Raw genomic sequence first — 14,846 nt, forward strand, 5'->3', positions numbered from 1 at the left:
ATGAACCACTCAAAAGTCAGCGGTGAAAATCGAACAGATTCAATCCTACTTTTTCGCTGAAGCTTCTGTCCACCCTGCCGTCGATTATGCGGATGACCAGTTCGCAGGTAGCGCTGACAACCGCCCGGTTCAGGTGGCCGCCCACTACGTTGCCGTCTTCTCCCCCGGCACTCATGTGCAGGTGGCAGTAAAACTCATCTTTCATGGTGTTGATCGTTCCCGTGAGCGACACGATCTCATAATAGCCGTTAAACTCGTTTGCTTTATATTCCTTTTCGGCTGTTTTGAAAACGCCTACCGTAAAGCTGTTAACGGCGCCCAACCCGCTGACAGACGCCAGCTTGATTTCTTCTTTCAAAGCAATTTCCCGAATCGACGCCAGGATTTCCTCACCCGGATCGATTCTGGCTATGATCGAATCTTTGAATCTTTTATATTCCATTTGTGCTCTATCCTTTCACAATGTTGATCCGCGGGATGCCGCGCTGGCAGTTCTGCTGCACGGTTCCGTGCTTCCCCGGCCGCCCGCCGATCTTCTTTCTTCTTGTGCCGCGAGATTCCAAACCGGCAGTATATTGATCATTATTATACTGCGAAAGCATGGGAAAGTAAATGAACAAAGCTTTTACAAAAGATAACGGTTTTGAAAGAAATGAGGGTAAAACGGAAGCCGGATCAAGTTCCAGCACAATGGTAGAAATTGCTCCCTACTCCACCCGCAGCACACACATGCCAAATATGGATTTGATTTTACAGAAATTTTTGTTATAATGGCCACAAGCGGCTATTATCATGCCAATTGGTAAAATAACACCCCAACGGTGCTCTGCGCCTGTGGTATCATATCCACAGAGAATTCTGTCAGCATCACAGAGTATAGCGCAGAAAAGCCATGCCGATGCAAAACAGACAAACTACACCACGGGAAAATCCGGCCCGATCAGCCGCGTCGGAGAAACATCCCGTCTGTCTGACAAAGGAGGACGTATGCAGCGAAATCCTGTGCATGTGCACAAAACGACAAACTTCCCGGATGCCATGAACACGACCGATGCCCTGATCGCCATTCTGGAAAGCTCCTTTGACGGGATTTACATCACCGACGGACAGGCCAATACTATCTGGATCAACCATTCTTACCAAGTGATTTCGGGTCTGAACGAAAAGGATGTAATCGGTAAAAACATGACCGAGCTGGAGAAATACGGGATTATCTCGCGCTCCGCTTCCCTGATGGCCCTCAAGAGCAGAAACACCATCACCATCGATCAGACCTTCCGTACCGGAAAACGCGCCATCGTCACCAGCACTCCCGTTTTCGACGAGCAAAACGAGATCATCATGGTGGTTACCAACGTGCGCGATATTTCGGAGCTGTACAATCTGAAAGAACAGCTGGCGCAAAAGCAGGAGCAGGCCCAGCGCTACGAAGGAGAAATCGAGGTCATCCGCAAGCAGCTGATGCAGACCAGCGACATGGTGGTGGCCGACGCAAAAATGCTGAACCTGCTGCGCATGGTAGGGCGGGCCGCCCTGCTGGACACGCCGGTTCTGCTGCTTGGGGAAACCGGCGTCGGCAAAGAGATGGTCGCCTCTTACCTACATAAGAAAAGCCCTCGAAGAGACGGGCCGTTCATCAAGGTGAACTGCGGCGCCATACCGGAGGCTCTGGCCGAAAGCGAGCTGTTCGGCTACGAGCGCGGCGCTTTCACCGGCGCCAACAGAGAAGGAAAGGCCGGCCTGTTTGAAATTGCAGACAAGGGCACCATCTTCCTCGATGAGGTGGGCGAGCTGCCGGCCAGCCTGCAGGTAAAGCTGCTGCGCGTTCTGCAGGAGCAAGAGATCGTGCGCGTGGGCACCGGCAAGCCGATCAAGGTGGATGTGCGGGTCGTGGCCGCCACCAACCGCGACATGGAGAGCATGGTCAAAAGCGGCAGACTGCGGGAGGATCTGTACTACCGGCTGAATGTATTCCCGGTCCACATTCCCCCGCTGCGCGAGCGGCAGGACGATATTCCAAAGCTGGCACAAAACATGCTGGAAACCCTGAATAAAAAATATAACCAGAATAAATCTCTTACGCAAAGCGCCTTTATCAGCCTTTTGGAATACAGCTGGCCCGGCAATGTGCGCGAGCTGAAAAACGTCATGGAGCGTTCCTTCATCATTAGCGACGCGGACGAAATCGACAGCGCGCATCTGATGCTGCAAAACGCGCGGCTCTGTCCAGACCCCGGCGACAGCAGCGAGGACTTCGATTTGAAGGCGTATCTTGAAAAAATCGAAAAAGAGTATATCGATAAAGCATACGAAAACAAAAAAAATGTTCGCTCAGCCGCGCAAAGCCTTCGCATGGACCCGGCCACCTATGTGCGCAAGCGCCAGAAATACAATGTAAAACTAAAATAGAACGGATTTCAGAACGCCGGTTTTCTCCCACGTTTTTGCCGGAAGAGAAAATCAATAACTTTTAACGAATGCTGTTGCTGCCATATCAAAAATAAAACAGAGCCCGATCCCGGTTCTGACATACAAAACCAGCGCCGACACAAGCTCCGCTTCTGTTGGCGCTGGTTTGTTTCATATCAGCATCGGCGTTTCAAAAATAAAACAACAACATGCGATCTGTTATGTCGAATTCATAAAAAAATAGTAAATTCACTCAATTTACTATGCCGTTTTCCAATATTCATTCCGGTTCGGAATTTAAGTTCTCTTCTATTCTCAAAATTCAATTGACGAAAGTCCAAAAAACACCGATCTAAAATTGTCGGATTCGTAGAATCGGCAAATCAACGCACACGAATCATCGCATATGGCACGGAACTTGCTCTAACTCTTTTACAACAGGCTTTCCACAAGAGCCAACTCAAATTATAAGGAGGAACCAAAATGAAACTGTACATCCTGAACACCGGTTATCTGGAGACAGACAAAAACAATGTAGTCGCCTGTTCCACCATCGGAACCTACAGCCAGCCGCAGGTCACCAACAAATGGATTAAACTGCCCGTCATGGCTTTTCTGATCGATACCGGAGACGGATACATCCTCTATGACACCGGCAGCAACCCGGAGGCCATGAACGGCTACTGGCCCAAGAATCTGCAGGAAGTGTACCCCCTCTACCAGAAAGAGGAAGAGCGCCTCGAAAACCAGCTTGCTCTGGTCGGCGTAAAGCCCGAGGACATCAAGACGGTCGTCGTTTCTCACATGCACCTTGACCATGCCGGCAACCTGCATCTGTTCCCCCATGCAGACGTGTATGTACCGAAGGCAGACTTCCTCAATGCGCAGGCACAGGTACACCTGAATCCGGATCCGACCACGCACGGCGGCTATGTCAAGGGTGATATGGACGTTTCCGTAAAGCAGTATCACCTGATCGACAGCGACTTCGAGCTGGTTCCCGGTGTGGACGTTGTCAACCTGCCCGGCCATACTCCCGGACTACTCGGTCTTGTGGTACATATGGAGAACAGCACCTTCATTCTGCCGCAGGACGCCGTATACACCTCCGAGATTTACGGCCCGCCCGCCAAAATGTCCGGCCTGCTGTACGACAGCCTGGCGCACTTCCAGTCTGTTCAGAAGGTCCACGATTTAGAAGAAAAATACAACGGCAAGGTGGTCTTTGCCCACGATTATGAGTTCTTCCAGACCTTAAAGACCGCCCCGCACTACTACGACTGACGCACACGCCAGCCATTTCACATTTTGAATCAATTTGAATCATTCACAGAAGGAATCCATTCGGCCCATTATCTCAGAAAGAAGGAATTTCACCATGGCACTTATGACCGGAGAACAATATATCGAAAGCATCCGCAAGCTGAATCTGCAGATTTACATGTTCGGCGAGAAAATTGAGAGCCCGGTAGATCACCCGATTCTGCGCCCGTCGCTGAATTCGGTCCGCATGACCTATGACCTCGCGCAGGACCCTCAGTACGAGGATTTGATGACCGCTACCTCTGCGATCACCGGGAACAAGATCAACCGCTTCTGTCATATCCACCACAGCACGCAGGATCTGGTAAACAAGGTGAAAATGCAGCGTCTGCTCGGCCAGAAGACCGCTTCCTGTTTTCAGCGCTGTGTAGGCATGGACGCGTTCAACGCGCTCTATTCCACCACCTTTGAGACCGACCAGCAGTACAAAACCAATTATTTTGAGAACTTCAAAAAGTTTGCGATCGCCACCGAAGAGAACGACTGGACGGTAGACGGCGCGATGACCGACCCCAAGGGCGACCGTTCGCTGGCCCCCCACGCACAGCCTGACGCCGACATGTACCTGCATGTGGTGGAGCGCCGCCCCGACGGCATTATTGTGCGCGGCGCAAAAGCACACCAGACCGGTATCATCAACTCCCACGAAGTGATCGTCATGCCCACCATCGCGATGGGCCCGGACGACAAGGATTATGCCGTTTCGTTTGCCGTACCGACCGACGCCGAGGGCATTTTCATGATTATCGGCCGCCAGAGCTGCGACACCCGCAAGCTGGAAGGCAGCGAGATGGACGTTGGCAACAGCGAGTTCGGCGGCGTAGAGGCTCTGGTGGTATTCGACAACGTGTTTGTTCCGAACGACCGCATTTTCCTCAACGGCGAAGTCGAGTTTGCCGGAATGCTGGTAGAGCGCTTTGCCGGTTACCACAGACAGAGCTACGGCGGCTGTAAGGTCGGCGTGGGCGACGTTCTGATCGGCGCGGCCGCGCTGGCCGCTGAGTACAACGGCGTAGAGCGCGCTTCTGCCGTGAAAGATAAGCTGATTGAGATGGTACACCTGAACGAGACCCTGTTTGCCTGCGGTATCGCGTGCTCTTCGGAGGGCAAGCCCACCCCGTCCGGCAACTACCTGATCGATCTGCTACTCGCCAACGTCTGTAAGCAGAACGTGACCCGCTTCCCCTATGAAATCGTACGGCTGGCCGAGGATATCGCCGGCGGCCTGATGGTGACCGCTCCGTCTGAAAAAGACCTGCGTGACCCGGTGGTAGGCCCCTATGTGGACAAATACCTGCGCGGCGTCAACGCGGTTTCCACCGAGAATCGTCTGCGCGTCCTGCGCCTGATCGAAAATATGTCTCTCGGCACGGCGGCTGTCGGCTACCGCACCGAATCCATGCACGGCGCGGGTTCCCCGCAGGCGCAGCGCATCATGATCGCCCGCCAGGGCAATATCAGCGCGAAAAAGAAGCTGGCCAAGGCCATCGCGCATATCGACTAATCTGCTTGTGTTTTCCGGTTTCGTACCCGCCGCCCGTGCTACCCCCCGGGCAGCGGGGAATCGGAATCAACCAACCGAGGTGTTTTTCATGACCCAACTGACTGAAATCGAACGCCTGCTGGAAGAACAGGTCCGTCCGCAGCTTGCCCTGCACCAAGGGAACCTCAGCATCATCAGCCTGACGGACGACGTGCTGACCATTCGCCTGCTGGGCGCCTGCGCCAACTGCCCGTCCGCTTCCCTGACCACCGAGGAGCTGATCGCCTCCGCCGTGCAAAGCCGTTTTCCGCAGATCCGGCGCGTCGTGCTCGACACCGGCGTCAGCGATTCTCTTTTAACGCAGGCGCGGGAGTTTTTGACCAGCCGGCATACCGGCGCAAAAAATCAACAAGGAGTGACGTAACATGTCCTGGCAGGAACTGTATCAGCAAAAGCGGATGACGGCGGAGCAGGCCGTTTCTCATATCAAATCCGGCGACCGTGTGGTCGTGGCTCACGCCACCGGTGAACCCAGCGCACTGATCGACGCTATGGTAAAAAACGCCGACGCTTACCGCAATGTGGAAATTGTTCACATGGTGGCAATGGGCAAAGGCGAATACTGCCTGCCCGAATACACGGAGAACTTCCGCCACAACAGTCTGTTTTTAGGAGCGTCTACCAGAGACGCCATCGCGAAAGGGCGCGGGGATTTCACCCCGGTATATTTCTCGCAGATTCCCGACCTTCTTCGCGAAGAGCTGCATCCCAATGTGGCGCTGCTTCACCTTTCCCCGCCGGATGAACATGGCTACTGCAGCTACGGCGTTTCGGTGGACTATACAAAGCCCGCCGCAGAAATCGCGGACCTGCGCATCGCCCAGATCAACCCCAATATGCCCCGCACCCTCGGCGACAGCTTCATCCACGTGAGCGAGCTGGACTGCATCGTAGAGGTGGATGACCCCATCATCGAGCTGGGGCAGGCAAAAATTGGAGAAACCGAATGCGCCATCGGGGAGCACTGCGCCTCGCTCATTCAGGACGGAGACTGTTTGCAGCTTGGCATCGGCGCGATTCCCGACGCGGTTCTGCTGTTCCTCAAGGAAAAGAAAGACCTGGGCATTCATTCCGAAATGTTCTCGGACGGCGTGGTCGAGCTGGTGGAAGCCGGCGTGATCACCAACCGCCGCAAGACCCTGCACAAGGGCCAATGCGTCGTCACCTTCCTGATGGGCAGCAAGCGCCTGTACGATTATGTCAACAACAATCCGTCTGTCGCAATGTATCCGGTGGATTATGTCAACAATCCCGCTGTCATTGCGAAAAACGACAATCTGGTTTCCATCAACTCCTGCATTCAGGTTGACCTGATGGGCCAGGTCGTTTCCGACAGCATCGGCCCGCGGCAGTTTTCCGGCGTGGGCGGCCAGGTCGATTTCGTGCGCGGCGCAAACCTGAGCCGCGGCGGCAAGAGCATTATGGCCATGCCGTCATCCTTAGTAAAAAAGGACGGCACGCGCGTTTCTAAAATCGCGGTACAAATCGATGCGGGCGCGGCGGTGACCACCTCCCGCTACGACGTGAACTATATCGTAACGGAATTCGGCGTTGCCAAGCTGAAGGGCAAAACCCTGCGCGACCGCGCGAAAGCCCTCATCGAAATCGCTCACCCGGATTTCCGGGAAGAACTGATGGAAGAATTCCATCGCCGCTTCGGAGTATAACATCTTTCAACGATACACTCTCCCACACCAAAGGCACCGGAGAGGCTCCGGCCTCTCCGGTGCACTTTCTACAATACGCAGGCCGCCGAAGCAGGCGACAGGCACCACTGCCACTCTCTGGAGGAAATTGACACCATGACTCATTTGGAACAATACAATCAGGTATTTATGAAGCTGTTCGGCGTTGCGGAGGAAGACCTCCCCGCACTGATTTATCTGCGCGGCAACTGGGATTCCCTGCAGCATATCGAGATGATCACCATGATGGAGGACACCTTCAATATTTCCATCAACTCCACCGACGTCATCCTGTTTAACAGCTATGAAAAAGGAAAAGAGATTTTGAGGAAATACGACGTGGAGGTCTGACCATGTTTTTTCCATTGGAACAGCATCCGCCGGAGCAGCCCGCGCTGGTGGAACCAAACGGAGCCGTGCTGACCTATTCTCAGCTCGCGGCTGCCGTAAACCGTGTGGCGCAGTGGCCGGTGCGGCGCACTTTGATCTTCTGCCTGACCAGCAGCACCATCGGCTTTACCGCAGGATATGTGGGCTTTTTGTCCACGCAGGCGGTGCCCCTGCTTCTGGACAGCGAGCTGACCCCGGAGCTTCTAAGCCGCCTGATTACACTGTACCGCCCCAGCTTTTTGTGGGTTCCGCAGAAAAAATCCGGCGCGTTTTCCAAATACACGCCGGTACAGACACTGTATGATTACACCCTGCTGCAAACGGACTGTACCGACTGCCCGCAGCTGCACCCGGAGCTCTCGCTGCTGCTGACCACCTCTGGCTCAACGGGCAGCCCCAAGCTGGTACGCCAGAGCGCGCGCAATCTTCTTTCCAACGCCGAGGCAATCGCGCAGTATCTGGAGCTCAACTCCACCTCTGAGCGCCCGATCCTGACCTTGCCGCTGCATTACACCTTTGGCCTTTCGATTCTGCACAGCCACCTGCTGACAGGCGGGACCGTGCTGCTGAGCGAGTACAGTGTGATCCAGCAGGAGTTTTGGGATTATTTTGAGCGCGAAAAAGCCACCAGCATCAGCGGGGTACCCATGACCTACACCCTGCTGGAGCGCGCCGGATTCTTTGAGCGCGAGCTGCCGAGCCTGCGGTATTTTACACAGGCCGGGGGCAAGCTGCCGCACCGGATGCACCAGCGCTGTGCCGAATTTGCCCGGGAACGCGGGCTGCGTTTTTACGCGATGTACGGCCAGACAGAGGCCACCGCCCGCATGAGCTACCTGCCCTGGCGGCTGGCAGAAGAAAAATGCGGCACCATCGGAATTGCCATACCGGGCGGGGTCTTCCGCCTAGTTGGCGACAGCGGGGAGGAAATCACGGAGCCGTACCGGGAGGGCGAGCTGGTGTATGAGGGGCCGAACGTGACCCTCGGCTATGCGCAGGGCCCGGTCGATCTGGCGCGGGGCGATGATTTCGGCGGCATGCTGTTTACCGGCGACCTCGCCATGCGGGATACGGACGGCTGCTATACCGTTACCGGGCGCAAGAAGCGGATGGTAAAGCTGTTCGGCAGCCGCGTAAGCCTGGACGAATGCGAGCGCCTGCTGCGTGAGCAGTTCGGCGGCGCGGATTTCGCGTGCCTGGGGCGCGACGATCATATCGATCTGTTCGTCACCGAGTCCTCGGATTGCACCGCGCAGAACGCGCTTACTTATCTGTCTGAAACCCTTCGTTTTCCCGTGTGGGCCTTTGGCGCACATCCCATCGCGGAAATTCCCAGAAACGAGGCCGGGAAAATCCAATACCCGCGCCTGGAGGAGCTGCTATGACAAAGGATGTTGCACATCTGCTGGAAATACCGCCGTTTTCTCTGCCGCAGTCGGCAAAGGAGGCCTTGTTCTTCCCCGCGGCACTGGAGCTGACCCGTTACCACAGCGCCCACTGTGAGCCGTATGCCAATATTCTGCGCGCGCTGGAATTTGACCCCGAAACGATCCACAGCACGCAGGAGCTGCCCTTTCTCCCCAGCGGCCTGTTCAAATCCATGCGGCTGAGCAGCGTTCCCTCCGAGCAGGAATACGCCCGCTCCCTTACCTCCTCCGGTACCACAGGAAGCCAGACCGTTCATGTGGAGCTGGACCGGGAGACCTCCGCCGACCAGCAGCGCGCACTGGCGCACATTGCTGCAGATTTCATCGGCGGAGCGCGCCTGCCGATGCTGATTCTCGATCAGCCGTCCATCCTTGCTTATGGCAGCGGGCTTTCCGCACGGGCCGCCGGAATCCTGGGCTTTTCTATTTTTGCCCGGCGGCGCGTGTTTGCCCTGCGGGAGGATTTAACGCTTGATCTGCCGGCCATCCGCGCGTTTCTGGAGCAGGCAAACGGCGGGCCGTTTCTTTTGTTCGGCTTCACCTTTATGGTGTGGAAATATTTTTGCCAGGCGCTGCGCGACTCTGCGGAACATCTGGATTTTTCGGGCGGAATCCTCATTCACGGGGGCGGCTGGAAGAAGCTTCTCGATCAGGCCGTGCCGCCGGAGGAATTCCAGCGCGCCCTGAATGAGTGCTGCGGGCTGCATCGCATTTACAATTATTACGGTATGGCAGAGCAGGCCGGTTCCGTCTTTTTTCAATGCGAGGCTGGGCGCTTTCATGCCAGCGAGCTTTCCGAGGTATTCGTGCGCAGGGCGGAGGATTTCTCCCTGTGCGAGCCGAGAGAAGCGGGTATTCTGCAGGTTCTTTCTCTGCTGCCGCGCTCTTACCCCGGCCACAGTCTGCTAACGGAGGACGAGGGCGTTTTTCTGGGTGTGGATGACTGCCCCTGCGGCAGGCTGGGGAAAAACTTTCTGGTCAGCGGCCGCCTGCAGCAGGCGCAGCTCAGGGGGTGCAGCGATGTCTACGCAGGATAAGAAATTTGTACTGCTCACTGGGGAGCTGTCTTCTTTAGAGCAGGATATGCCGCCTTTCTCCATTTTTGAGGAGCAGGTGCTTCAGTTCCTGAACGCATTGAGCATCAGGCTGCGCCGAAACCCCGAAGCACACCCCTTTCCCGACCTTTCCGCCTTCGCGTTCTGGTGCCGGGGCAGCCATCTCCGGCAGCTCGCAAAGGGTCAGAATACAGAGAGCCTGTGCTTCGGCCGCGGGTTGGCATTTCATGTGTGCCCCAGCAACGTTCCGCTGAACTTTGCCTACTCGCTGGCGGCGGGTTTGCTGGCAGGGTGCGCCTGCGCGGTTCGCCTTTCCTCACGTGATTTTCCGCAGGCAAGGCTGCTGTGCCGTGAAATGGACGCGCTGCTGCACACTGAATTTCGAGGACTTCTGTCCTATATCACCTGTTTTCAGTGCGAACACGATCACCCGGTTCTGGCGCGGCTGTCGGAACGCTGCGGCGTGCGCGTTCTGTGGGGCGGCGACGAGGCGATTCGGCAAATCCGGCAGCTGCCGCTTTCCCCGCGCGCGGTGGAGCTTTCCTTTGCCAGCCGCTATTCCGTGTGCGTCATCGACGCAGGGGCATTCCTGAGCGATCCCAACCCGGAGCGGCTTTCGGAACGCTTTTATTCGGATGCTTACTTTGCCGGACAATGGGCCTGCACCTCTCCCCGCGCTCTGCTTTGGCTGGGGGAAGACGCACAAATTAAAGCGGCCCAAAAATTTTTGTGGCAAAAGGTGGAACGCCTGTGCCAAAACCGGACGGATTTTCTGCCGGTTCACGCGGTCAAAAAGCGGGAGCATTTCTGCCTTATGGCGGCCCAAAACCCGGAAGTCCGCCTGTGCGCACAGAGCAACCATGCCGTGCGGGTGCTGACGCCACGCCTGACTCCGGAGCTGCTGGAGCTTTGGACCGGCGACGGCTTGTTTCTGGAAACCCATGCGCAGACACTCGATACGCTGCTCCCCATCTTAGGGGAACGCTGCCAGACGCTTTGCTGTTATGGAATCAAAACGGCAGAGCTGCGGGAATTTCTGCGTCGTGCACGTCCCGCGGGAATTGACCGTGTGGTACCGCTTGGCAGCAGCATGCAGTTTTCTCTGGTATGGGACGGAATCGATTTGATCCGTGCTATGAGCCGCAGCGTTGAATTTTCCTAGCAGTAACCGAAAGGAAGCAATATGATGACACCTTTATCCGTTGGGAATTGTGCAGAGCGCACCAGAAGCTTTTCACCGCAGGACCTTGAGGATTACATGCGGCTGACGGGCGATCAGAATCCCCTGCACACCTTGGAATCGGGAGAAAGCCGTTTCGGCGCGCCCATCGTTCACGGCATGCTGCTGGCCGGGATGATCTCTGCGCTGATCGGCACACAGCTCCCCGGGCCGGGCTCCGTTTACGTCAGTCAGGAGCTTCGTTTCATCCGCCCGGTGTTCTGCGGCGACACTGTCATCGCCGCCTGTCGGGTCGCGCAGATTTACCCGGAAAACGGGCAGGTGCGCCTGCGGGTACAGATCCGCAACCAGAAGCAGGAGCTGGTGCTTTCCGGCTACGCGGTGGTTCTGCCGCCCTGAACACATAGAAAATGAAGAGAAACAGAAATAACTCCCTCGCCGAAAACGAGGGAGTTATTTCTGTTTCATTCAGAGATTAAATATCAGCCTTTCGCAAAAAAGCTGGCAAACAGCTCATCCTGCTCTGGCAGGTGCGTTACAAACCCGATCGCAATTTTCCCATGCGTCAGCGCAATCAGCTCTTTGGCTTTTTCCTCGCCGAACGCGCCGCAAAGCTCCACGGCCCCGAAGCCCTCCTGCTCCAGCTCCGTCAGCTTCTGGCGTGCCTGCTCGTAGTTGTTCACCGTAAAAATACTGGTGATTTGTTTTTCCGTTTCAAAATGGGCCTGATGCTGTTCCGGCGTATAGTGTCCTCCCATCAAAACAAATGCGAATTTCTTTTTCATAGTAATTTCTCCTATCTAAATTCATTTTATTTTTCTCTCAATTCAGGCCGTCGCTCAACGGCAAAGCAATTATGATTCGTTCCAGTAACGCGCTCTCTGTTCCGGGGTCAGCGACTGGGCAAAGGTGCTTTTCAGCAGCAGAAAATGCTCCAGCTCATTAAAAATGTGCAGCAGGGCGGCGCGGTCTTCAAATTCCTCGCGGGTACGGGGCAGCTCGCTGGCACGGAATTCCGCTCGGATTTTGTTCGCGTCGTCAAGCAGCGCCGCCGCGTTGTTCGATTCCCCAAAGGTGGAAGAAATCCTGCGCAGAAACACGGCAATCTGCTCCGCCTGGAAAGGTGCTCCATTGAGCCGGAGAAGGCCGATCTGAATGCGCTGAAGAACCAGAAACTGATTCGTGCGCATATCGATGTATTCCCGGTAATAATTCAGGTCTAGGGTCAGCGCATTGTCGGCAGCTCGGTTTGCCTGCGCACGCGCCTGCTCCAGCAGACGTTCCAGCTCCGAAAATTTTGGGAGATGGGAAACCGTATGGCCCTGAATCGCCTCCGCAATCTGATCCAGCACCCGGCAGATCGCAGAATCGATCTCCCCCTGCGCCTTGCGGATGGCATGGAGCCCGACCGGCAAAAACAGGTTCAGCTGAATACCGATGCCCGCGCCGATCACAAGGAGCAGAAGCTCGTTGCCGATCAGCCCGAGCGCCATGGAGCGCTCTGCCCAATAATGGGTGACCAGCACCGAACACATGGCAATATCCGCAGCGGCGGAAAAGGTATGGCACAGCGTAACAAACGCCAGCAGATAAACACCAAGGGCCGCAACCGTATAGCCCAGCAGCTGAAAGCTGAAAAATGCAATGGCCGTCGCCGCCAGAAAAATCGGGATACGGCGCCCCGCGGTGATCAGCGTTTCCCGCTTCGTTTCCTGCAGACTGAGCAGCGTAATGATACCTGCCGCCGTGGGGTATTGCAGCCCCAGCGCAAGGGCCAAGGCAATGGCGGCACAGGCCCCTGCCGCTGCCTTTACCGCCTTGATCCCTGCAGATTTGAGCAAAGTCTTCAAACGCATCCCCCTTCGCAAGCCGGAGGCGGCCTGCGGTACTCTGTGCCGCGCTCCCAATCTTTGACTTTATTATATTGGGTTATCCGCACAATTTCAACTCTGAGCAGTAGCAACAGGAAATTTCCCGCATATTATAGACAAAATACAGCCGCCAATCGGACAAGCACTAGGTAATGGCTCCCCATAAAGTTTGTGGAACTGCAGGCGTATTCCGAAGCAGCCACACCCTGAGAAACGGCAGACAGTAAAAAAGCGCATGGAACCGCTTTTCAGCGGACAATCCATGCACTTTTTATCATGATTCAGAGGCTTCTTCCCGCCTCGCTCTGGCGGTTTCCCTGTATTGATTTGCCAAAATGGCGTAAATCCGTTCCGGCCGCAGGCAGGGAAACCCTGTCGACACCGCCAATCACGAATCATCCATCCAGCTGAAGCGGCCTGATCTTGCGAACGACATCCAGCAGTGTGCCGTCTCTCGCTTCCACAACGGCAACGACCTGATCTTCCCACTCCAGCGCATCAGGAGTTCCCACCAAGCTGTAAGCTTTGTCGCGCAGCCATTCAATCGTCACGTGTTCGATACCGGCGGCATCCAGGCATTGTGCCAAATCGTTGCGCAGGGGGTTGACCGCGATACCGTAATCCGTCACCAGAATATCCACGCAGTCGCCGGGCGTGGTGACCGTTACCACCTCATCACACACGGTCGCCATGCGGCCGCGGGTCAGGGGTGTGACGATGATGCAGCACTTGCTGCCCGCAGCCGTATCCGGGTGGCCGCCTGGCGCACCGCGCAGGATTCCGTCGGAGCCGGTGATGACGTTCACGTTAAAATTGACATCGATCTCGAGAGCGGACAGAACTACAAAATCCAGCTGATTGACATAAGCGCCCTTGTTGGCCGGATTCGCGTACTCGCTCATGCTGATTTCGTGATGCTTTGGATGTTCGGCCAGGTGCTTGATGGCGCCCATGTCGAAATCCTGCGTATCCAGAATCGCCCCGACAAGGCCCTTGTCCAGCAGCTGGCATACTGCGCTTGTCACCCCGCCCAGAGCGAAGCTCATTTTGATCCCTTTTTCCACCATGCGTTTCTCAATAAAACGGTTGACCGCCAAAGATGGGCCGCCCGCCCCGGTCTGGAATGAAAAACCGTCTGTAAAATACGGGGTCGCGGCGATCACTTCAGCCGCATGCTCCGCCATCATCAGCTCGCGCGGGTTTTCCGTAACACGGGCTTCTTTGGTGGCAATTTTCGTCGCGTCGCCAATGCTGTCCACCACACACACGCAGTCCACATTTTCGGCAGAAATAGAGGACGGCCGGTTGGGAAAGTCTACCAGCGTATCGGTGATGATAACGGTATGGTCGGCGTAGTGGGAATCGTGAATGGCAAACCCCATCGAGCCGCAATTGTTTTTGCCGCCCACCCCCTTGGCGTTGCCCCAGCAGTCTGAGGTGGAAGCGGCCAAAAAGGCGATGTCGATATGCACTTCTCCAGCCTCGACCGCGCGGGGGCGTCCCCCGTGGCTGCGGATAACGGCAGGGGTCGCGAGCTTCCCGGCGGAAATCACCTCGCCGATCCGCCCGCGGACGCCGGAGGTCTGAATGCCGATGACCTTCCCCTGCTCAATATAATCCGCAATCAGGTCCTGAGCGTTGCCAAGAGATGTTGCCGCGATGGTGATATCCTTCAGGCCCATCTCCTCCACCAGAACTTTGGCGACCATGCTGGCCACATAGTCTCCCTCTCGGAATTCGGAATGAAACGAAACAGTCATTCCGTCGTGCGCGCCGCAGCGCTCGCATGCCTTTCTGATACTGCTGCACAGCTTGCTGCTCTGCGGCTTTACATACCGGCGGGTTTTGGGGGAATCCCTTTTGATATATTTGCCGTCCATATAATATTTTCCCTGATAGACCTCTTTGCCGTCTTTCAGGAGTTCTTCGGGTATTTCCCGATTTACTGCGTTTTTCATACTGT

General features: G+C 55.9%; 14 protein-coding genes. 10 read left to right on the top strand and 4 right to left on the bottom strand.

From position 1 onward, the window contains the following. Nucleotides 1–16: 16 nt before the first annotated feature. On the bottom strand, nucleotides 17–442 hold the full coding sequence (locus tag HMPREF1141_RS07370; RefSeq protein ID WP_009062479.1) for a PPC domain-containing DNA-binding protein: 426 nt from the start codon (nucleotides 440–442) through the stop codon (nucleotides 17–19). A 545-nt stretch (nucleotides 443–987) separates the two neighbouring features. Here HMPREF1141_RS07370 and HMPREF1141_RS07380 point away from each other — a divergent pair. From HMPREF1141_RS07380 to HMPREF1141_RS07425, 10 genes are all read left to right on the top strand, one after another. Next, nucleotides 988–2,409: a sigma 54-interacting transcriptional regulator gene (locus HMPREF1141_RS07380; protein WP_009062772.1), complete on the top strand. Its 1,422-nt coding sequence runs from the start codon at nucleotides 988–990 to the stop codon at nucleotides 2,407–2,409. Nucleotides 2,410–2,892: 483 nt separating this feature from the next. Next, nucleotides 2,893–3,693: an N-acyl homoserine lactonase family protein gene (locus tag HMPREF1141_RS07385; protein ID WP_009062608.1), complete on the top strand. Its 801-nt coding sequence runs from the start codon at nucleotides 2,893–2,895 to the stop codon at nucleotides 3,691–3,693. Nucleotides 3,694–3,787: 94 nt separating this feature from the next. Beyond that, a complete protein-coding gene (locus tag HMPREF1141_RS07390) occupies nucleotides 3,788–5,236 on the top strand; it encodes a 4-hydroxyphenylacetate 3-hydroxylase family protein (RefSeq protein ID WP_009062754.1) in 1,449 nt (482 codons plus the stop codon). A gap of 88 nt (nucleotides 5,237–5,324) precedes the next feature. After that, nucleotides 5,325–5,639 (top strand): NifU family protein, encoded by a 315-nt coding sequence (locus HMPREF1141_RS07395; RefSeq protein WP_009062481.1) that lies wholly within the window; start codon nucleotides 5,325–5,327, stop codon nucleotides 5,637–5,639. Between the two features lies 1 nt (nucleotide 5,640). Then, nucleotides 5,641–6,942: an acetyl-CoA hydrolase/transferase C-terminal domain-containing protein gene (locus HMPREF1141_RS07400; RefSeq protein WP_009062675.1), complete on the top strand. Its 1,302-nt coding sequence runs from the start codon at nucleotides 5,641–5,643 to the stop codon at nucleotides 6,940–6,942. A 135-nt stretch (nucleotides 6,943–7,077) separates the two neighbouring features. Continuing rightward, the gene (locus HMPREF1141_RS07405) at nucleotides 7,078–7,311 is read left to right on the top strand and encodes a hypothetical protein (RefSeq protein ID WP_009062797.1); all 234 of its coding nucleotides are present in this window, start codon (nucleotides 7,078–7,080) and stop codon (nucleotides 7,309–7,311) included. Between the two features lie 2 nt (nucleotides 7,312–7,313). Continuing rightward, nucleotides 7,314–8,735, top strand: a complete 1,422-nt coding sequence (locus tag HMPREF1141_RS07410) for an AMP-binding protein (RefSeq protein ID WP_009062645.1) — start codon at nucleotides 7,314–7,316, stop codon at nucleotides 8,733–8,735. Beyond that, on the top strand, nucleotides 8,732–9,814 hold the full coding sequence (locus tag HMPREF1141_RS07415; protein WP_009062449.1) for an acyl-protein synthetase: 1,083 nt from the start codon (nucleotides 8,732–8,734) through the stop codon (nucleotides 9,812–9,814). The genes HMPREF1141_RS07410 and HMPREF1141_RS07415 overlap by 4 nt, the downstream gene beginning before the upstream one ends. Continuing rightward, nucleotides 9,798–10,994: an acyl-CoA reductase gene (locus HMPREF1141_RS07420; protein WP_009062700.1), complete on the top strand. Its 1,197-nt coding sequence runs from the start codon at nucleotides 9,798–9,800 to the stop codon at nucleotides 10,992–10,994. The genes HMPREF1141_RS07415 and HMPREF1141_RS07420 overlap by 17 nt, the downstream gene beginning before the upstream one ends. 21 nt (nucleotides 10,995–11,015) lie before the next feature. Then, a complete protein-coding gene (locus HMPREF1141_RS07425; protein WP_009062455.1) occupies nucleotides 11,016–11,411 on the top strand; it encodes a MaoC family dehydratase in 396 nt (131 codons plus the stop codon). Between the two features lie 83 nt (nucleotides 11,412–11,494). Here HMPREF1141_RS07425 and HMPREF1141_RS07430 read toward each other — a convergent pair whose 3' ends face one another. The 3 genes from HMPREF1141_RS07430 to citF form a co-directional block, all read right to left on the bottom strand. Next, the gene (locus HMPREF1141_RS07430) at nucleotides 11,495–11,797 is read right to left on the bottom strand and encodes a DUF6506 family protein (RefSeq protein ID WP_009062652.1); all 303 of its coding nucleotides are present in this window, start codon (nucleotides 11,795–11,797) and stop codon (nucleotides 11,495–11,497) included. A 69-nt stretch (nucleotides 11,798–11,866) separates the two neighbouring features. Further along, nucleotides 11,867–12,862 (bottom strand): aromatic acid exporter family protein, encoded by a 996-nt coding sequence (locus tag HMPREF1141_RS07435; RefSeq protein WP_009062618.1) that lies wholly within the window; start codon nucleotides 12,860–12,862, stop codon nucleotides 11,867–11,869. A gap of 416 nt (nucleotides 12,863–13,278) precedes the next feature. Continuing rightward, nucleotides 13,279–14,841, bottom strand: coding sequence for a citrate lyase subunit alpha (gene citF / locus HMPREF1141_RS07440; protein WP_009062809.1), 1,563 nt, complete (start codon nucleotides 14,839–14,841; stop codon nucleotides 13,279–13,281). Between the last annotated feature and the right edge of the window lie 5 nt (nucleotides 14,842–14,846).

This window comes from Clostridium sp. MSTE9 (genome assembly GCF_000277625.1).
Taxonomy (GTDB): Bacteria; Bacillota; Clostridia; order Oscillospirales; family Acutalibacteraceae; genus Faecalispora; species Faecalispora jeddahensis.